Annotated in this window: 18 protein-coding genes; 8 read left to right on the top strand and 10 right to left on the bottom strand. The window is 70.7% G+C overall.

Annotation, left to right across the window (positions count from 1 at the left end; translation table 11 throughout):
• The first annotated feature begins 42 nt into the window (after positions 1–42).
• Together O7631_RS26610 and O7631_RS26605 are read left to right on the top strand one after the other, a co-directional pair.
• Entirely contained in the window at positions 43–420 is a 378-nt protein-coding gene (locus O7631_RS26610) for an AtzH-like domain-containing protein (protein ID WP_278146786.1), read from the top strand.
• Between the two features lie 204 nt (positions 421–624).
• Positions 625–1,710 carry a glycosyl hydrolase 53 family protein gene (locus O7631_RS26605; protein WP_278148028.1) on the top strand — a complete coding sequence of 362 codons (1,086 nt, stop codon included), beginning with the start codon at positions 625–627 and terminating at the stop codon, positions 1,708–1,710.
• A gap of 66 nt (positions 1,711–1,776) precedes the next feature.
• Here the strand turns inward: O7631_RS26605 and O7631_RS26600 are convergent, their stop codons facing one another.
• A complete protein-coding gene (locus O7631_RS26600; RefSeq protein ID WP_278146785.1) occupies positions 1,777–3,120 on the bottom strand; it encodes a ricin-type beta-trefoil lectin domain protein in 1,344 nt (447 codons plus the stop codon).
• Between the two features lie 29 nt (positions 3,121–3,149).
• Positions 3,150–4,508 (bottom strand): ricin-type beta-trefoil lectin domain protein, encoded by a 1,359-nt coding sequence (locus tag O7631_RS26595; protein WP_278146784.1) that lies wholly within the window; start codon positions 4,506–4,508, stop codon positions 3,150–3,152.
• 534 nt (positions 4,509–5,042) lie between these two features.
• Here O7631_RS26595 and O7631_RS26590 point away from each other — a divergent pair.
• From O7631_RS26590 to O7631_RS26570, 5 genes are all read left to right on the top strand, one after another.
• The gene (locus O7631_RS26590; protein WP_278146783.1) at positions 5,043–6,503 is read left to right on the top strand and encodes a family 43 glycosylhydrolase; all 1,461 of its coding nucleotides are present in this window, start codon (positions 5,043–5,045) and stop codon (positions 6,501–6,503) included.
• A gap of 36 nt (positions 6,504–6,539) precedes the next feature.
• Entirely contained in the window at positions 6,540–7,979 is a 1,440-nt protein-coding gene (locus O7631_RS26585; protein WP_278146782.1) for a glycoside hydrolase family 43 protein, read from the top strand.
• 29 nt (positions 7,980–8,008) lie between these two features.
• A complete protein-coding gene (locus O7631_RS26580) occupies positions 8,009–9,508 on the top strand; it encodes an RICIN domain-containing protein (RefSeq protein WP_278146781.1) in 1,500 nt (499 codons plus the stop codon).
• A gap of 156 nt (positions 9,509–9,664) precedes the next feature.
• Positions 9,665–10,375 (top strand): ThuA domain-containing protein, encoded by a 711-nt coding sequence (locus O7631_RS26575; RefSeq protein WP_278146780.1) that lies wholly within the window; start codon positions 9,665–9,667, stop codon positions 10,373–10,375.
• The gene (locus O7631_RS26570) at positions 10,345–11,463 is read left to right on the top strand and encodes a Gfo/Idh/MocA family oxidoreductase (RefSeq protein WP_278146779.1); all 1,119 of its coding nucleotides are present in this window, start codon (positions 10,345–10,347) and stop codon (positions 11,461–11,463) included. Before O7631_RS26575 ends, O7631_RS26570 begins: the two co-directional genes overlap by 31 nt.
• Before the next feature lie 14 nt (positions 11,464–11,477).
• On the opposite strand, the gene O7631_RS26565 is transcribed toward O7631_RS26570, so the two are convergent.
• From O7631_RS26565 to O7631_RS26535, 7 genes are all read right to left on the bottom strand, one after another.
• On the bottom strand, positions 11,478–12,032 hold the full coding sequence (locus O7631_RS26565) for a DM13 domain-containing protein (RefSeq protein ID WP_278148027.1): 555 nt from the start codon (positions 12,030–12,032) through the stop codon (positions 11,478–11,480).
• 105 nt (positions 12,033–12,137) lie between these two features.
• The gene (locus O7631_RS26560) at positions 12,138–12,983 is read right to left on the bottom strand and encodes an S-methyl-5'-thioadenosine phosphorylase (protein ID WP_278146778.1); all 846 of its coding nucleotides are present in this window, start codon (positions 12,981–12,983) and stop codon (positions 12,138–12,140) included.
• The gene (locus tag O7631_RS26555) at positions 12,976–13,434 is read right to left on the bottom strand and encodes a hypothetical protein (protein WP_278146777.1); all 459 of its coding nucleotides are present in this window, start codon (positions 13,432–13,434) and stop codon (positions 12,976–12,978) included. The genes O7631_RS26560 and O7631_RS26555 overlap by 8 nt, the downstream gene beginning before the upstream one ends.
• Positions 13,431–14,564 (bottom strand): molybdopterin-dependent oxidoreductase, encoded by a 1,134-nt coding sequence (locus O7631_RS26550; protein WP_278146776.1) that lies wholly within the window; start codon positions 14,562–14,564, stop codon positions 13,431–13,433. Before O7631_RS26550 ends, O7631_RS26555 begins: the two co-directional genes overlap by 4 nt.
• Complete coding sequence (locus O7631_RS26545; RefSeq protein ID WP_347403545.1) at positions 14,561–15,145, bottom strand: methyltransferase domain-containing protein; 585 nt, start codon at positions 15,143–15,145, stop codon at positions 14,561–14,563. The genes O7631_RS26550 and O7631_RS26545 overlap by 4 nt, the downstream gene beginning before the upstream one ends.
• Before the next feature lie 107 nt (positions 15,146–15,252).
• Positions 15,253–15,933, bottom strand: a complete 681-nt coding sequence (locus tag O7631_RS26540) for a DUF2064 domain-containing protein (RefSeq protein WP_278146774.1) — start codon at positions 15,931–15,933, stop codon at positions 15,253–15,255.
• The gene (locus tag O7631_RS26535; protein WP_278146773.1) at positions 15,930–16,607 is read right to left on the bottom strand and encodes a glycosyltransferase family 2 protein; all 678 of its coding nucleotides are present in this window, start codon (positions 16,605–16,607) and stop codon (positions 15,930–15,932) included. Before O7631_RS26535 ends, O7631_RS26540 begins: the two co-directional genes overlap by 4 nt.
• Before the next feature lie 156 nt (positions 16,608–16,763).
• Between O7631_RS26535 and O7631_RS26530 the strand changes: the two genes are divergently transcribed.
• A complete protein-coding gene (locus tag O7631_RS26530; RefSeq protein WP_278146772.1) occupies positions 16,764–18,119 on the top strand; it encodes a hypothetical protein in 1,356 nt (451 codons plus the stop codon).
• On the opposite strand, the gene O7631_RS26525 is transcribed toward O7631_RS26530, so the two are convergent.
• Complete coding sequence (locus O7631_RS26525) at positions 18,091–19,170, bottom strand: NAD-dependent epimerase/dehydratase family protein (RefSeq protein WP_278146771.1); 1,080 nt, start codon at positions 19,168–19,170, stop codon at positions 18,091–18,093. The two genes, O7631_RS26530 and O7631_RS26525, sit on opposite strands and share 29 nt — an antisense overlap.
• Positions 19,171–19,279: the final 109 nt, after the last annotated feature.

Below are 19,279 nucleotides of genomic sequence, written 5' to 3'. Positions count from 1 at the left end.
CCCACCCAGTTCCCGACCCGACGGATCGGAGGGACGAACCGCATGGATATCGACCGGACCGACGTGGTCGCCGAGGTGACGGCGGCCTTCGCCGGCTACGAGCGGGCTCTGGCCGACGGCGATGCCGACCGGATCTGCGCGTACTTCTGGGATTCCGAGCGGACCGTGCGGTTCGGCCTCGCCGACCATCAGTACGGGCTGGACGAACAGCGCAAGTGGCGGGCCGCGCAGCCACCACTGCCGGCCGGTCGCCGGCTGGTGGACCCCGTCGTCACCACCTTCGGCCCGGACCTGGCCGTCGTGACAACCCGATTCGGGTACGCCGACGCCGCCGCTACCGGGCGGCAGACCCAGACCTGGGTACGCCTGCCCGTCGGCTGGCGGATCGTCACCGCCCACGTCTCCGTCCCGGATTGCTAGGGGGTGTTCGTGGACGTGCCGCGCTGACCGGGTGGTGAGACACGTTGGCGATCATCGATGCCATGGCGGCATCGTCGAGGCATGACAGGACCGCCTTCTCGCTGAACGGCGCTCCCTGCGCCGTGGGCTGAGCGCCGCCCGTCCCGCTCCGGAAGGAGTTTCGTGAGCACCCACTCGCCCACGCCCCGTCGCCGCACCACGGCTCTGCTCGGGGTTGCCCTGGCCAGCATCCTCGCCGTCTTCAGCACACCCGCGCCCGTCTCCGCCGCGAACACGCTCAGCATGCGTGGTGCTGACGTCTCCTCGTTGCAGCGCAGCCTGGACCTGGGTGCCAGGTACTACGACGCCGGCGGTGTCGCCCGCGACCCACTGGACATCCTGAAGTCCGTCGGCGTCAACTACGTCCGGCTGCGTGTCTGGAACAACCCGGTCAGCGGCTACAACAACAAGAGCAGGGTCTTGGCCCAGGCGAGGGTGGCCAGGGCGAAGGGCCTTAAGGTGCTCATCGACTTCCACTACTCCGACACCTGGGCCGACCCCGGCAAGCAGTACAAGCCGGCGGCCTGGGTCGGCCACAGCCTGAGCCAGTTGCGCACCGACGTGTACGCGTTCACCTACGACGTCTGCTCCAGCCTCCGGGGGCAGGGCACGCCGCCGGACAGCGTGCAGATCGGCAACGAGATCAACGTCGGCATGCTGTGGGACGAGGGGAAGGTCGTCGACAACGACTTTGCCCCGCTGGCCGGCCTGCTGAAGCAGGGCTACCGGGCGACCAAGGACTGCGGCAGCGGCATCCCGGTCATGATCCACACCGCCAACGCCGACAGCAACGCCAACGCCCGTTGGTTCTACGACGGCATCCGCTCGCAGGGCGTGCAGTGGGACATCACGGCCCTGTCGTACTACTGCGTGTGGCACGGCACCCTGGCGAACCTCTACAACAACATCGTGGACCTGCGCGGCCGCTACGGTAAGCCGGTGGTGATCGCGGAGACCGCGTACCCCTTCACCCGCGACAACGCCGACAGCGAGCCGAACGCCATCGGCGACGCGACCTGTGACGGCATCAGCGCGACCTGGTCCGGGCAGGCCCAGGAGTTCGACTGGGTGCAGAACACCGCCCGCAACGCGGGCGCGATCGGTGTCTTCTACTGGGAACCGACCTGGTACGCCGTCCGCGGCAACGGGTGGGACCCGGCCAACATCAACGGCACCGGAAACCAGTGGGACAACATGGCCGTCTTCGACTGGTCCGGACGGGTGAACCCGAACGTGCGCTGGACGCCCTGACCGAACGGTGACGCGCCGCCCGGGACAGGACCCGGGCGGCGCGTCACCCAACTCGGTGCGGCAGGCCTAGGTGCGCGTGCTCCACTGCTGGTTGGCCCCGCCGTGGCAGGCCCAGAGGTGCAGCTGCGTCCCGTTGGCGGTGCCGGAGCCGACGGCGTCGAGGCAGAGCCCGGACTGGGCTCCGGTGATGGTGCCGTTGGCGTTCAGGTTCCACTGCTGGTTGGCCTGGCCGTTGCAGTCCCAGATGATGACTGCGGTGCCGTTGCTGCTGCCGCCTCCGCTGGCGTCCAGGCACTTGTTGCCGTACACGGTCAGGGTGCGGTTGGTGGTGTGGGTGAAGCGCTGGTTGGTGCCGCCGTGGCAGTCCCAGAGCTGGGGGCGGGCGCCGTTGGTCGTGCTGGAGTTGGGGATGTCGACGCATCGGCCGGACTGGGTCCCCGCGATCAGCACGTTCTGCTGGCCCGACGGCGGCGGCGTCGTCGTCGGCGGGGGAGTGGTGGGCGGCACCGTCGATCCGAACTGGCTGAAGAACCGCCACACCTCCTGCTTGACCCAGCTACGCGCGCCGCTCTCACAGCCGGCACAGCCGTCCACCGGCCCTTGCTGGTGGCCTCCGTCGAACGCGGCCCAGAGGACCGGATATCCGGGCTGGCACGAGTACGCGGTGGTGATGTGGGTGCGGCTGCCCGGCGCCGGCTCGGGCGGGTTCTGCGCCGCGCAGCCGTTGTTCCGGACGAACCTGTCCCGCAGGGACCGCCCGCTGGGGATGTTGTCGTTGATGCCGTGGATCCCCAGGTACGCGACCGGCTGGGTGCCGCCGCTGCATCCGCTGATCGCCCCGGGCGCGGCGATCGCCGCGACGGCCCGGAACACCGTGGGTCGGGAGCAGGCCAACGAGTAGCTCATCGCCCCGCCGTAGCTGAACCCGACCGAGAACCGTTGGGTCGTGTCCACACAGAGGGCGTTCTCGATGGTACGGATCATGTCGTCGGTGAAGGTGACGTCCTCACCGTTGGAGTTGCCCCAACCGTTGTTGAGGCCCTGCGGGGCGACGAAGATCGTGGTGTTGTTGGCCTGCGAGAGCATGCCGTAGTAGGCCCACGCCGCTCCGTCGGTGCCGCCCGAGGCGACCTGGGTGGCGGTGCCACCCAACCAGTGGAACCCGAAGGCCAGCCGGTGGGCGTAGGTGTTGTTGTACGTGTCGGGGAGCCGAAGGATGAAGCTGCGGCTCTTGCCGCCGCTCTGGATGGTGTGGGTGCCGCTGTTCAGCCCGGGTGCCTTGCCACAGCCGGCGGTGGTGGCCGCGGCCGCCGAGGTGACGGTCGTGAGGACGTACGCCCCGATGGCGAACAGGACCATGACCGCCATGGCCGCCCCGAGCCAGGGGGTGGACAGTCTGCGAAGTCGCATGGTTGAGCCTCCTTCTGCCTTCGCCGAACTCAACTCCGGCTCCATCGTTGACTGGCCGCGCCGTTGCAGTCCCGGATCTGGACCCGCGTGCCGTTGGCGGTGCCGTTGTTGACCGTGTCCAGGCACCGGCCCGAACCGACTCCGGTGATCGAGCCGTCGGAGTTGAGCTGCCACTTCTGGTTGGACTGGCCGTTGCAGTCCCAGATGATCACCGAGCTGCCGTTGGCGGTGGCGGCGCCGTTCACGTCGAGACACTTGCCGCCGAAGACACGTAGCTCCTGGGCCGAGGTGGACGTCCAGGTCTGGTTGCTCTGCCCGTGGCAGTCCCAGATGATCGCCGCGGAGCCGTTGGACTGCGATGCGCCGTTGACATCCAGGCACCGTCCGGAGGACGCGTTTCGCAGCGCTGACGTGCTGCCCGGCGGTGGGGTGGTCGGCGGCGGGGTGGTCGGTGGGGTGGTCGGGTCGGTGCTGCCGAACTGGGTGAAGAACCGCCAGACCTCGCCCTTGGTCCAGGTCCTGGCGCCGCTGTCTCCGCCGCCGTCCACCGGGCCGGGGGTGTGCCCGCCGTCGAAGGCGGCCCACACCACCGGGTAGCCGGACCGGCAGCCGGAGTAGGTGGTGGTGATGTGCGTCAGGCTGCCGGACCTCGGCTCGGGCGGGTTCTGGGCGGTGCAGCCGTTGTTGCGGACGAACCTGTCCCGCAGGGACCGTCCGGCGGAGATGTTGAGCACCGAGTCCCCGATGCCGTGGATGCCCATGTACGCGATCGGCTGGCTGCCGTCGCTGCAACCGCTGAGCTGCCCGCCGGCGTAGACGGCGACGGCGCGGAAGACACCGGCCCGGGAGCAGGCCAGCGAATAGCTCATGCCTCCGCCGTAGCTGAAGCCGAGCGCGAAGCGCTGCGTCGTGTCGACACAGAGGTCGGCCTCGATCAGGCTGATCATGTTGTCGACGAAGGTGACGTCCTGGCCGCCGGGGTTGGCCCAGCCGTTCCCGTTGCCCTGGGGGGCGACGAAGATGGTGCTGTTGTTCGCCTGCTGCCGCAGCCCGTAGTAGGACCAGGCCGCCCCGTCCGACCCACCGCCGTCGACGTCGCCGGCGGTGCCGCCGTTCCAGTGGAAACCGAAGATCAATCGGTACGGGTGGTTGCGGTCGTAGTTGTCCGGGATCCGCAGGATGAAACTGCGGTTCTGGCCGCTGCTCTGGATGGACCGTTGGCCGCTGGTCAACGTCGGGGCCTTGCCGCAGCCGGCGGTCGCCGCAGCCGGCGCGACGTCCGCGGCCGACGCTGTGGTGCTGAGACCACCGGTCAGTGCCGCCGCGCCGGCGGCCACGACGACAGCCGCCGTCGCCAGCGAAGCGAGGATGGGTCTACGTCTTGTCATGAGGGGGCTCCCGCCACTCGGCATGAATTGATGCAGGTAGAAGAGGCCGTGGTGGCCACACGCGTGGCTGCCGGCTGCACCCGCCGACCCACGTGGCCGTACGCGGAACCTCGGGGGTGACGCGATGTGCCACGGCGCCCGGCCGGCTCATCGGCACACGATCCCGCCAGTGGCCTCGCCGCCCGAGCGGGACCACCGGTCGTCGAATCGATTCGACCCGACGCTAGATCAGGCAGTTAAGTATGTCAATGTGGTGTCCGGCGTGTTGCGAACCCGGTGCCCAGGGGTGGGCGGGCAGGGCTCGTCCGGGCGGCAGGGTTGCGGACGCCCGGCTCCTTGACACTCATCGATGCTATCGCTAACACTGTCCGCAACGCGACGTTAACGAACAGAAAAACATGTCCACAGTCACCTGCGGCTAACATGCCACGCCCGGAAATCCCCGCCCCGGGCAGCCGGAAAAGCCCACGTGCCACAAGGGTTGATCTTGTTAACGCTAACATAGATGACCTTTCAGAACGGAGGATCCGGATGGTGGTCGCCTGGCGAAGCCCGGCGTGGTCGGTCACCGGCAGATCCCCGTACCGGGGCAACGGCGTCGTCGGCGTCCGGATCCTCGTGCTCTCCGCCGTGGCCGCTGCCGCTTTCGTGGTGGCGGTCGGCGAACCGGCCCACGCCGCCACGCTGCCCACCGGCGCCCGCTCGCTGGAGGCGGTCAACCAGGCCGGACGGTACGTGCGGCACATGGACTATCTGGGCCGGCTCGACCCGGTCACCTCCAGCAGTGCCAACCAGGTCAAGCTGGACGCCACCTTCACGGTGGTCAACGGTCTGGCGTCGCCCCACTGCTACTCGTTCCAGACCAGGGCCGGCATGTTTCTCCGGCACCGCGACTACCGACTCCGGGTCGATCCCAACACCGGCGACGCGACGCTCCGGGCCGACGCGACCTTCTGCGCGGTGGACGGCTCGGTCGCCGGATCGGTGGCCCTCACCTCGTACAACTATCCGGACCGGCGAATCCGGCACCGCGACTTCGCCCTCTGGCTCGACGCCTACCAGGACACCGCGGCGTTCCGGGCGGACAGCTCGTTCCGCCTCGCCGCGCCGTGGGCGCCCAGAACCACCAAGGGGCCGGTGATCCCGGGCCTCTTCGCCGACCCGCACCTGACGGTGTTCAACGGCCGCTACTACCTGTACCCGACCACCGACGGGTACGCGAGCTGGGCCGGCACCTACTACAAGGCGTTCTCCTCCGCCGACCTGGTCAACTGGACCGACCACGGTGTGATCCTCGACCACGGCCCGGACGTCACCTGGGCGGACAACTCGGCCTGGGCGCCGGCGGTCGCCAGTGCCAACGGCCGCTACTACCTCTACTTCAGCGGGGGCGCGGCCAGCGGCAACACCGCCAAACACCTCGGCGTGGCCGTCGCCGACAGCCCGGCCGGCCCGTTCCGTGACGCGCTCGGACGGCCACTGGTCCGCAGCGAGCAGTTCTCCGGTGGGCAGACGATCGACCCGATGGTCTTCACCGACGACGACGGGCGGTCCTACCTCTACTGGGGTCAGGGCGTCGCACGGGCGGTACGACTCAACGCCGACATGGTCTCCTTCGACCCGGCCCAGGCGAGGATCATCACGCCATCCGGCTACAACGAGGCCCCGTTCGTCTTCAAGCGCAACGGCCTCTACTACTTCATGTGGTCGGAGAACGACACGCGCAGCGAGGACTACCGCGTCGCGTACGCCACCGGACCATCTCCCCTCGGGCCGTGGACCAGTCGGGGCGTCGTGCTGCAGAAACGGCTGGAGGTCGGCATCAAGGGCACCGGCCACCACTCGGTGGTCCGAGCACCCGGCACCGATACCTGGCACATCGCCTACCACCGGTTCGCGGTGCCCGCCGGCAACGGCACCAACCGCGAGACCGCCATCGACCGGATGGAGTTCAACGCCGACGGCACCATCCGCCCCGTCGTGCCGGCTCTCTAGCCGACCCGTACGCCCCTGCGCGAAGGAGACAGACCCATGTCGAGAGTCCTCTCCCGGCTCTGTGCGGTAGCGGTCGCCGCGTGCCTGCTGTTCACCACCTGGTCGGCGGCGACACCGAAGCCCGCAGCCGCGCTCGACCCGACCGTCGGATACCTGATGGCGCACTTCACCGGTGAGTCGTCGACCGACCAGCAGATCTACCTCGCGCACAGCACCGACGGCCTCCGCTGGAACGACCTCAACAACGGCGGCCTCGTCCTGCGTTCCACGGTCGGCACCCGCGGGGTCCGCGACCCCGCCCTGGTCCGCTCACCCGCCGGAGACCGGTACTGGATCATCGCCACGGACCTGTGCATCGGCTGCGGTCAGGACTGGTCGGCCGCCATCAACAACGGCAGTCGCAACCTCGTCGTGTGGGAGTCCACCGACCTGGTCAACTGGTCGGCGCCGTGGCTGCTGAACGTCGCCGGCGCGATCCCGGACGGCCGCAACGCCTGGGCGCCGGAGGCGATCTGGAACCCGGCAACCGGCGACTACGTCCTCTACTGGGCGACGAACGTCCCCCTCAACGGGGCCACGAAGCACCGCATCTACTCCGCACGCACGTCGAACTTCCGCAGTATCACCACGCCCCAGACGTACATCAACCGGCCGGGCAACCAGGAGATCATCGACACCCAGATCGTCGAGGTGCCGGCCGGCGTCGGCGCGTACCGCTACGTGCGGGCGTCCCGGGACGGCCAGATCACCATCGAGGGCAGCAACTCCATCCTCGGCACCTGGACCACCCTCGGCAACCTGTCCGGCATCGGGCTGACCGGCGCCCAGGTCGAGGGCCCGATGTGGATGCCGTTCAACGGTCGCAACGAGTGGGTGCTCTACCTGGACCAGTACTCCAGCGGGCGCGGCTACCTACCCGTGCTGACCACCAACCCGTCGAGCCCGGGCGCCTACCGGCTGCCGGCCTCCGGCTCGTACACGATGGGTGGCACCAAGAAGCGGCACGGCTCGATCCTCAACCTGACGGCGGCCGAGCAGACGCGGGTGCTCAACCGCTGGCCCAACACCGCTGTCAACCGGATCCAGTCGTACAACTTCCAGGACCGGTACGTGCGGCACGCCGACTACGACGCCCGGATCGACCCGAACGTCAGCCCTGCCCAGGACGGGCAGTGGCGGCTCGTGCCCGGCCTGGCCGGCTCCGCAACGGTCTCCATCCAGTCGGTCAACTACCCGGGTCACTACCTGCGTCACTACGGGTTCGACTTCCGGCTGGAGGCCAACGACGGCTCCGCCACCTTCGCCGCCGACGCCACCTTCCGCCAGGTGGCCGGGCTGGCCAACTCGTCGTGGACGTCGTTCCAGTCCTACAGCCACCCGGACCGCTACATCCGGCACTACGGCTACCTGCTCCGGCTCGATCCGGTGAGCGACACCCAGAGCCGCGCCGACGCGACGTTCCGGGTGACCAGCTGAGCCCGACCTCCGCACCGATTGGACACGTCATGACCCGAAGCCCGTCGTGGAGTACGCGGTCCCTGCGCCGGCCGCTGATCGCCCTGGTGGCCGCGCTGACAGCGATGGTCGGCGGCGTCGTCGTCACGTCGTCGCCGGCGACCGCCGCCACCAACCAGTTCCGCGGCATGAACTGGGCGGTGCTGGGTGACAACTTCAGCACCGGCCCGCTCGTCGTGCAGGGCCTGAGCCCGTCGGACAGCAACGCGACGGTGCGGGCCAAGGCGAACGCCCTCTACGACGACATGGCCACCACCATGGGAGTCAACACCGTTCGGCTGCCCATCAACACCCACACCGTGGGAACGGCCTGGTGGGCGGCCTACCGAGGCGCCATCGACGCGGCCACCGCGCGGGGCTTCAAGGTGATCCTGGCGTACTGGGAGGACGGCGCCGCCTCCGGCGGAAGGATCACCAACCTCGCCGCCTGGAACGCGATGTGGTCCACGGTGACCAACACGTACGGTGGAAACGCCAACGTCTACTTCGAGCCGATGAACGAGCCGCACGGTTACAGCTCGGCGGAGTGGCGCACAGTGGCGGCGAACTGGCTCAGCTACCACTACTCCGCGGTGCCCGGTCGGGTGCTCATCGGCGGCACCGGCTTCAGCCAGGACCTGCGGGACATCTGCAACGACAGCCGCTTCAACTCGACGCTGCTGTCCTTCCACCACTACGCCTTCTTCTACGGCGCGATGACCTACGACGCCTTCCGCAGCCACATCCAGGCCCGCCTCGGCAACTGCGCCTCACGGGCGGTCGCCACCGAGTTCGGCGCGCCGATGAACGACGGTCGCAACTACGCCGACGCGAACAGCAGCGACAACTTCGTCCGCCACATCCGGGCCATGGCCCAGGTCATGCGCGACAACCAGATGGGCGGCACCTACTGGCCCGCCCTCGGCGGCAAGCCGGGCACCATCGGGTACGACTGGTACTCGATGTTCTCCCTCAGCGGCAGCGGCACCAGCCTCGACCTGACCATCCGCAACACCTCCGGCGCCGACCGGATCCGGTACGCGTGGGGCGACACCGTCGGGAGCGACCCCACGACGCCTCCACCGGCGACGGGGACCTTCTACCGGATCACCGTGCGGCACAGCGGAAAGGCCATGGACGTCCAGCAACCGAACACCGACAACGGCGCACGCGTCGGCCAGTACACGTACGCCGGCAACGCGTGGCAGCAGTGGCAGTTCCAGGACGCCGGCAGCGGCTGGTGGCGCATCGTCAGCCGGCACAGCGGCAGGTGCCTCGACGTGACGAGCGCGTCGAGCGCCGACGGTGCCGAACTCATCCAGTACACCTGCGGCACCGGCACCAACCAGCAGTTCCAGATGGTCACCAACGGCGGCTACTTCCAACTCCGAGCCCGGCACAGCGGCAAGTGCGTGGACGTTCCGGCCGCGTCGACAGCCGACGGCGTGATCCTCAAGCAGTACACGTGCAACACCGGTGCCAACCAGCAGTGGTCGCGGACGGCCGTCTGACCGACGGCGATCTCCTCCACGTCCCGGAGCCGACCAATGTCGACATCATCGATAACCGAGTACGGTTTCGGTGCCCGGCACGTACGGGCGTCGACGGCACGTCTCCGGGGCGGGAACCGCCAGCCCGGTGGCGACGGACCGGAGGAGGGAGCGAGCGTGGCGCAGCGCAGAGCATTGGTGGTTCGGGGCGGGTGGGAGGGACACCAGCCGGTCAAGGCGACGGAGCTGTTCATCCCCTTCCTCGAAGGCAGCGGCTACGCCGTACGGGTCGAGGAGTCGACGGAGGTCTACGCCGACGCCGCCGAGATGGCCGACACCGACCTCGTCGTGCAGTGCATGACGATGTCGCAGATCACCTCGGCCGAGGTGGCGGGCCTGAGCGCCGCGGTCGTCGCCGGCACGGGCTTCACCGGCTGGCACGGCGGCGTCGTGGACTCGTTCCGTGCCTCGTCGGACTACCTGCACCTGGTGGGCGGCCAGTTCGCGACCCACCCGGGTAAGGAGCCGTGCGAGCGGCACGGTGAGCCGGAGGACAACTTTCTGCCGCACACCGTGCACATCACGGACCTCGGTCGGGAGCACCCGATCACCACGGGGGTCGAGGACTTCGACCTGGTCACCGAGCAGTACTGGGTGCTGCACGACGACCTGATCGACGTACTGGCCGTGACCACCCACCCCACGCGGGAGTGGCACCCGTGGCACCGGCCGGTCACCTCGCCGGCGATCTGGACCCGACGGTGGGGTGCCGGGCGCGTCGTCGTGACGACCCCCGGGCACAGCCTCGACGTGCTGGAGCACCCGAGCGTCCGTACCGTGATCGAGAGGGGGATGGTGTGGGCGACTCGCACCGCGTCGGCGTCATAGGTCTCGGGGTCATCTCCCGCGCGTACCTGGACACCCTCGCGAACCACCCCGCGGTGAGCATCGTGGCGCTGGCCGACCTCGACGACACCCGTTCGGCCGAGGCCGCGGCCAAGATCCCCGGCGCCGAGGCGGTGAGCCCCGAGAGCCTGCTCACCCGACCGGACGTGCAGACGGTCCTCAACCTCACGATCCCCGCGGCCCACGCCGACATCTCGCTCGCCGCCATCGACGCGGGCAAGAACGTGTACGTGGAGAAGCCGCTCGCGGTGACGCTCGAGGACGGTCGCTCGATCGTCGAACGGGCCGCGTCGGCCGGCGTCCTGGTCGGGTGCGCACCGGACACCGTCCTGGGCACCGGTACGCAGACGGCACGGGCGGCGATCGACGGCGGCCTCATCGGGCGACCGATGTCCGCGTCGGCGGTCATGGTCACGGCGGGGCACGAGCGCTGGCATCCCCACCCCGACTTCTACTACGCCCCGGGCGGCGGCCCGTTGCTGGACATGGGGCCGTACTACATCTCGGCGCTCATCCACCTGCTCGGGCCGGTCCGCGCGGTGACCGGAGCCGCCAGCCGGCTGCGCCCCGCGCGTGTCATCGGTTCGGGTCCGCGCGCCGGGCAGCGGATCCCGGTCGAGGTGGACACCCATGTGACAGGCGTGCTCGAACACGTCAGTGGGGCTCTCTCCACCATCACCACGAGCTTCGACGGCGTCACGACGACTGCCGCGCCGATCGAGGTCCACGGGGAGACCGGCACCCTCGCGGTGCCCGACCCGAACTACTTCGACGGGGAGGTCCGACTCTTCGCGCTCGGCGGCACCGAATGGCGCGTCCTCGAACCGCTGGCCGGTTACGCCGAAAGCTCTCGGGGCATCGGCCTGATCGACCTGGTCGGCGCCGACGGTCAGCGTCCGCCGCGCGCCGGTGGTGACGTCGCGCTGCACGTGCTCGAAACGATGACCACAGTGCTCCGCTCGGCGGCCGAAGGCCGGCGGATCGAGCTGACGACGACGGCCGAGCGACCCGCGCCGGTTCCGCTCACCCCGGCCGAGGAGTGGCAGGCCCAGCACGCGTACGGACACTGACCGGAGGTCTCCGGTCAGGTGGTGGTGAGATCGGCCGCGCCGAAGGAGACCGAGAACCGCTTGCACCAGATGGAGACGCTGCGGAAGTCGGCCGGATCGGCCGACGCCGGCAGGTCGTACACCTGGTTGCCCTTGTTGCCCTTGAGCCGTGCCAGCTCGACCCACTTCCCGTCGTCGAACACCTTCCAGCCGGCGGTGCCGCGGATGACCGGCTGGTCGGTCAGCCACACCCGCAGGTCCGGACCGTTCGACGTGTCCAGGTCGCGGATGACGAGCTGGTGACGCCCGTCGGAGAGGCGGCGGATCTCGGCGCTGCCGGTGGTGTCGTGCTCGTGGGTGACGAACTCGCCGGCGGCCAGGACCTCGTCCGCCGCTGGTGCGGTCGCCGAGGCCACCGGGCTCGGGGTTGCCGACGGCGGAGTGGACGTGGCGGCGGAGACGACCGGTGTCGGCCCGGCGGGGGGCAGTGCGTCGTCGACGTACGTGTCGGTGAACAGCTTCCACGGCTGGAACCAGTAGAGGGCCACGAGGGCTACGACGACAGCGGCGGCGAGACCGGCCCGCGCCAGCGGCGACCGGAGGATCCATCTTCCCACCAGCCGAGCGTACGGTCGCGACCGCCGCCGCAGCGGTCGCGAATCCTTTCGGAACCCTTACGGCGCGGTCGGCGGGCGTCAGGGCAGCGTGAGGCCGCTCTCCGTGCCGGCCAGAGCATCTGCGCAGGCGCAGCCTCCCTGGTCCGGTGGCAACGCCGTCACCGCGTCGCCGAGCAGGACGCGCAGGCGGTCGAGGTTCTGGGCGAAGACGGTGAACACCTCCTGCTGGGTCACGCCGTGACCGACCTCGACGCCCGAGTCGTGGTCGGTCACCAGTGACAGCGCGGTGTAGCACACCGCCAGTTCGCGTGCCAGCACCGCTTCGGGGTGGCCGGTCATGCCGACGGTCGACCAACCCGCCCGGGCGTACCACTGTGATTCGGCGCGGGTGGAGAACCGGGGCCCTTCGATGACGACCATGGTGCCGCCGTCGACCGGACGCCAGCCGTTGGTGCGGGCGGCGTCGAGGACCGTGGCCCGTCCGACCGGACAGTAGGGATCGGCGAACGGAGCATGGACGACCCGGGGGACCTGCCCGTCCGGGCGTGGCCTCCCGTCGTAGTAGGTCTGCTCGCGACAGTTGGTCCGGTCGACCAGTTGGTCCGGCACGACGAGGGTGCCGGGGCCCAGCTCCGGTTGCAGGCCGCCCACGGCGCCCGGCGCGAGCACCTGGCGGACGCCGACCGTTCGCAGCGCCCACAGGTTGGCCCGGTAGTTGATGCGGTGCGGGGGAAGGGTGTGCCGACGCCCGTGCCGGGGCAGGAAGGCCACCGTCCGCCCGGCGATGTCCCCGATGGCGAGTGCGTCGCTCGGGGGTCCGTACGGGGTGTCGACAGTTACCTCGGTGACGTCGTCGAGGAACTCGTAGAGACCCGACCCGCCGATGACCCCGACCGGCGGACGACCGCTTTCTCGTTCAGACATGAGGACTTCTCTTCTCTGTGTGGTCGGCGGGTTGCTCGGATCGCCGGGCCGGGTCGCGGCGACCGACGATGGCGTCGAGGACCAGCACGATCGCGACGACAGCCCAGAGGACGGCCAGCCCGGCGGTGAGCCCGAGCGGGTAGTCGCGGTCCGGTAGGCCCGGATTCGGCGGCGCCGAGGGCGGGCGCCACAGCAGTGGCACCGCGATCAGCAGCAGCGTCGCGCTCGCCAGCAGACCTGCGGTGATCCAGGCCCGCCGGAGTCGGTTCGTCACCAGTCGGCCCAGCGCGAGCCCGACCAGCCCGACCAGCGGTGCCACCAGGACGTCGTGCAGCACCGGGCCGCCGATCAGCCACGGCACTGTGGTGTCGAGTTGAGGACGGAGCAGCCAACCGCCGTACGCCGCCGCCGCGACGCCGAGCACGAGCAGGAGCAGCCGGACGGCTCTCACCGCAGCACCTCCAGCCGGGCCAGCCACTTGGTCTGGAGGACCCCCGGTCGGCTCGGAGCGATGAGGCGGCAGGGGTAACCGTGGTCGGGGGACAGTTCCTCGCCGTTGATCCTGAGCGCGAGCAGGGTGAGCGGGTCACCGACGTGGGTCGCCGGAAGCGTGCTGGCGGCGTACAGGCCGTCGGTCTCCAGCGATGAGATCCGAACCGCCCGGTCAGTCGGCGCGCCGACCAGCCGGAGTAGGTCGACGACGGGTACGCCCGTCCAGTCGGCGGAGGCGCTCCAGCCCTCGACGCAGGCGATCGGCAGATGCGCCGTGCGCTGGGGGAGGGCTGCCAGTTCGGCAAGGGAGAAGGCGTTCCTTCCACCCGTCCAGACGATCTCCAGCCGCCAGTCCGCCGGAACGGTGATGTGCGCTGCCGCCGCCGTCCGGTTGATCGGGATGCCCTGCGGCCCGGTCGCGGAGCGCCACGCCAGCGGGGACACCCGACGCAACCACGGCACGGTGACCCCGGCGGTGGCCAGCACCGCCACACCGGCGACGCCGGCCGAGGTACGCAGGAACGCACGCCGCCCGGACGAGTCCGAGTCGTCCCGCCGCAGAGGCGTGCTCAGCGCCGCGCGGGCGATCGGGAGCTTCACCGCGATGTGCAGCAGCACCCCGCCCGCCAGCAGCCAGGCGACCGCGTAGTGGGCTGCCGGGAAGAAGAACCCCCACGGGTACGACTGGGCGACGTTGAACAGGCCGGTGACCAGTTCGAAGAACGCGGCGCAGACCAGGACCAGGACGGAGATCCGTTCGAGGGCGTGCGCGGACAGTCGGATCGGGTGGCGCACCGGCGGACGGACGAACAGTCGGGGGTAGACGCTCCACAGCTTGGCCAGCAGCAGCGGGATCGCGGCGATTCCGGAGAGCACGTGGATGCCCTGGGTGATCCGGTAGAGGTTGACCGGCCGACTCGGCCAGGTGAACCAGCCTGGCGGGTGCTGGATGTAGTGGCTGAGGACACCGGTGACGAAGCACAGCCCGAACGCCACCCCGAGCCAGAGACCGAGCCGGGCGGCGACCAGCGGCGAGTGTGACGGGGCGGTGAAGTCCTCGGGGACGGGGACGCGCGGGCGGCGGGTCATGCGGTGGCCAACTCGGCGAACCAGCGCGGACCGAGTCGGATCGTGTCCACGACCCGCAGGCCGGCAGCGGCTGCGGCACCGGCCACCGCCTCCGCTCCGACGCGCGCCCAGCGGAACGTCGGCCCCGGTCGTGCCCCTTCGTCGGAGGTTGGGGACAGGACGTACGCCTGCCCCTGCCACAGCCCGGCGCCCGGGGGCTCGACCTCGACCACGAGCGTTCCGTCCGCCGCGATCAGCGTGCCGCACCGGCGCAGCAGGCGGACCGGGTCGCCGCCGATGCCGATGTTGCCGTCGACGAGCAGGGCGTGCGCCCACCGGCCCTCGCCGGGAAGCGGTTCGAAGACGTCGCGTCGCAGAGCGACCACACCTCGGCCCTGGGTCAGTCGTACCGCCTCGGCGGAGATGTCCACGCCCAGCGCGACGAGCCCCTGTTGGACGAGTGCCCTGGTCAGCCGGCCGGGACCGCAACCGAGATCGATCGTGGGGCCGGAGCAGCGTGCCGCGATGGACGTGATGGCCGGTTCGGGCGGCCCGTGCCAGCGCCGCACCGGCAACGGGTCACGTCGCCCGTCGGTGTGCACGAGCCAGTGGTCGGCCTCGGCTGGCGGCGCGCTGGTGTCCTGGTCGGCGGACCGGCTGTCGCGCCTGCCCCAGAGGAGATCGAAGCCGTCGAGGGCGATCGTCGAGGTCACCGCAGGCCTCCGCTCGACAGGTGGCCAGCCACCGACGCGACGGCTTCCGCGAACCGGGTGCCGGGCAGGTCGACAGCGACCGCCAGCGCGGACGGCCAGTCGTCGACGTCCCGTTGGACGGGAAGGATCGCCGGGTCGGTGCCGTGGTCGCGCAGCGCCGCGAGAGTACGTCGACCGGTGTCGTCGGTCGACATGGGCACGTCGCGTAACACAGTCGCGCCCGCCGGGTCGCGGAGCCCGAGCGCCCACCAGCCGCCGTCGAGCGCCGGCCCGAACACCGCCTCGTGGTCGGCGAGCCGGTCCAGCGCGGTGGTGAGCAGGGTCGGGCGGATCTGCGGCGTGTCCATGCCGATCTGCAGCACCGGGCGGCGGGGGAAGGTCGCGGCGGTGTCGTAGTGCGCGTTCGCGAGGCGGTCGGCGAACGTGTCGCCGCGCTGTGGAAGGAGGTGCCAGCCCGCCAGCGCGGCGGTCAGTTCCGCGCCGTACTCGGCGTCGGCGAACCGGCCGGTGTGGGCCAGCACGGGAATGGTCGACGGCGTGGCGCGTACCGCCGCGAGGGTGTCCAACAACGCCGCCGCCGCGATCCGGGCGGCCTGGGTGGGACTCGCCGGCGGGCAGAGCCGCGTCTTGGCCAGCCCGGGTACCGGTGCCTTGGCGACTACGAGCAGGACGTTCACCGGTCACCACCGGCGTCGGCGCGGAGCACTCCGGCGAAGTCCCGGGCCGCCCGCACCGTGCCCCGGACCGACCCGGAGACCTTCGACCTGGTGCCGGCGGCTCGGGGCGCGTAGGCGACGTCCAGCTCGACGATCCGCCAGCCTGCCTGGGCCGCGCGGAGCAGCAGTTCCAACGGGTAGCCGAAGGCGCGGTCGTCGACACCGAGCCCCAACAGCGCCGCCCGGTGGGCCACCCGGATCGGGCTGATGTCGTACACCGGTACGCCACGACGCCGCAGCAGCGCGGCGACCAGGGCGTTTCCGGCCCGGGCATGCCACGGCCAGGCGTCCGCCGAGACCGGCCGACGCCGCCCGACGGCGAGATCCGCCCGGCCGTCGACCACCGTCGCGACCAGTCGGGGCAGCTCGCCCGGGTCGAACGAGCCGTCCGCGTCGAGTACGCAGACCAGCTCGGCGTCCGCAGTCAGCAGGCCGGTGTGTACGGCCGCGCCGTAGCCGCGTCGCGGCTCGTGGACGACCAGAGCCCCGTGGTCGGCGGCGATCCTCGGCGAGCCGTCCGTGGACCCGTTGTCGACCACGATGGCGCGGTAGCCGGGCGGCAGCCCGCTCAGTACGGCAGGCAGTGCGGCCGCCTCGTCCAGACACGGCAGCACCACGTCGATCGTTGTGCGCATACCGGCGACGCTAGGCCCGCGACGGACCGTCCGGATCGTCGTGCCGCCTTACGAATCGCTTACGCGGCAACGGATCTTACAAGTCCCTGACGTCCCCTCGTTCGGCTGTCGAAACCCTGGTCGCGGGTCGTATCGTCGGCCGTCACCATGACCACGATGACCCGGCCGGGACGAACCCGGTACGCCGACCTGATCGTCCTCGGTGTCGAGGTGGCGGTGCTCGCCGCCGCCGTCGGCATCGGCGCGCTGCTCAACCACCGGGGTGTGCGGCTGTACGCCGACGCCGCCCCGCTCTACGCCACCTGGAAGCCCCACCTGGGCCTCGGCACCCCCGTCGCGCTCCTCGTCGGGGCGCTGTTCGTCTGGCGCGGTACGCGCTGGGGCGCCGACACGCGTTGGCCGCGGCTGCTGGTCGTCGGCTATCTCGCCTCGGTGCTCTGGACGCTGTCCCTGGCGCTGGTGGACGGCTGGTCGGCCGGGTTGACCGAGCGGCTCACCGTGCAGGCCGAGTACCTGCACGAGGTGCCCCGGGTGGGGGACGTCGGCATGATGCTGTCCGGCTTCGCCGACCGCATCCTCGACTTCCAACCGCACTCGTGGTCGACCCACACCGCCGCCCATCCGCCGGGTGCGCTGTTGTTCTTCGTCGGGTTGGACCGCATCGGCCTGGGCGGCGGGGCCGCCGCCGGGCTGGCCTGTGTGCTTCTCGGGGCCACGGTGTCGGTGTCGGTCCCGGTGACGTTGCGGGCACTCGGCGCGGAGGACGCGGCTCGGGCGGTCTGGCCGTTCCTGGTCCTCTTTCCGGGGGCGGTCTGGGTGGGCGTGTCCGCGGACGGGATCTTCGCCGCAGTGGTCGCGGGCGGGCTGGCGTTGTTGGCGGTGGGCGGTCGGCCCGGCGCCGTACTCGGTGGGCTGCTGCTCGGGTTCGCGCTCTACCTGTCGTACGGCTTCGTCCTGGTCGGCCTGCTCGCACTGACCGTGGTGCTGCTCCGGGCGCGGGACCGCCTCGCCGTCCTAGTGGTCGCGGCGACGGCGGGCGCGGCAGTCGTCGCCGCGTTCACAATGTCCGGTTTCTGGTGGCCGGACGGCTACCACCTGGTGACCCGCCGGTACTACCAGGGCTGGGCGGCGGATCGCCCGTACGGCTACTGGGTCTGGGCCAACCTCGCCGCCCTGCTGCTCTCGGCCGGCCCGGTGGTCGGTCCGGCGTTGCGGCGGGCGGTGGCCGCCGTGTCGCTCCGGTTACCACCAGCGCCGTCGGCGGCGGCCGTCCGCCAGCGGATCACCGACGCCGGACCCACTGTGTGGTTGCCCGTCGCGGCGGCGGTGGCAGTGCTCGCGGCGGACATCTCCGGGCTCAGCAAGGCCGAGGTGGAGCGTATCTGGCTGCCGTTCGCCGTCTGGCTGCTCGTCGCCACCGCCCACCTGCCCAGCGGACATCGACGATGGTGGCTGGCGGGACAGGCAGTCACCGCCCTCGCCGTCAACCACCTACTGTGGACGGTGTCCTGACCGCTGCCGGATCCCTCATCACCGCTGTGGTGAAGTCGGCGATGCCGGCGGCGAAGCCCGTTCGGGCGGTGAATCCGAGCAGGCGGGTGGCGCGGGCCGGATCGGCCACCACGTGCCGTACGTCCGCCGCCCGCCCGCCCCCGACGGTGACGGGCGACGGTCCGTTCATCGCCACCGCCAGCTCGTGGGCCAGCTCGCCGACGGTGTGCGGCTCACCGGAGCAGACGTTGACCGGGACCAGGGGATCCGGTGCCGGTGTCGTCAGGGCCAGCAGGTTGGCCGCGGCGATGTCCGTCACGTGCACGAAGTCACGCCGTTGCCGTCCGTCCTCCAGGACCCGGGGCGGCCGCCCGGCGGCCAGGGCCGACCGGAAGATCGACGCCACCCCGGCGTACGGGGTGTCGCGGGGCATCCGCGGTCCGTAGACATTGTGGTAGCGCAGCGCCCAGACCGACCCGCCGGTCTGCCGGGCCCAGGCACCGGCGAGATGTTCCTGAGCCACCTTGCTGGCGGCGTACGTGCTGTGCGGCTCCAGCGGCGCGTCCTCCGGCACGAGACCGGGGGAGAGCGCCTGGTCGCAGCGCGGGCAGGTCGGCTCGTACCGGCCCTCGGCCAGATCGGTGGCCCGGCGGCCGGAGGGCCGGACGATTCCGTGTGACGGGCAGTGGTAGCGGCCCTCGCCGTAGACCACCATCGAACTGGCCAGCACGAGGTGTCGTACCCCGGTGGTGTGCATCGCCGCGAGGAGAGTGGCCGTGCCGAGGTCGTTGTGCGCGGCATACCGGGGAGCGTCCGCCGGGTCGATGCCGTGGCCGACCATGGCCGCCTGATGGCAGACCGCGTCGACCCCGGCCAGGAGCCGGGCGAGCAGGTCAGCGTCACGGACGTCGCCGACCACGAGGTCGTGCCGATCGGTCCAGGGCGGTGCCGTCGCGCCGTGCGCCTCCGGCAGGAGCGCGTCGACCGCCACCACCTCGTGCCCGTGGTCGGTGAGCAGGTCGGCGATGTGTGAGCCGATGAATCCGGCCGCACCGGTCACGAGGATCCGCATTCCGGTCACGGTATGACCTGGTGCACCCCCGTGTGGGTGTGTGGGCGCGGTCGTAAGAACCTCGCAAGGTTTGCGCTGTGGGAGCGCACCTCGGTGCGTGGCTACGCTG

Source organism: Micromonospora sp. WMMD967 (genome assembly GCF_029626165.1).
GTDB lineage: Bacteria > Actinomycetota > Actinomycetes > Mycobacteriales > Micromonosporaceae > Micromonospora > Micromonospora taraxaci.
This window is presented reverse-complemented; position numbering and strand designations above follow the sequence as displayed.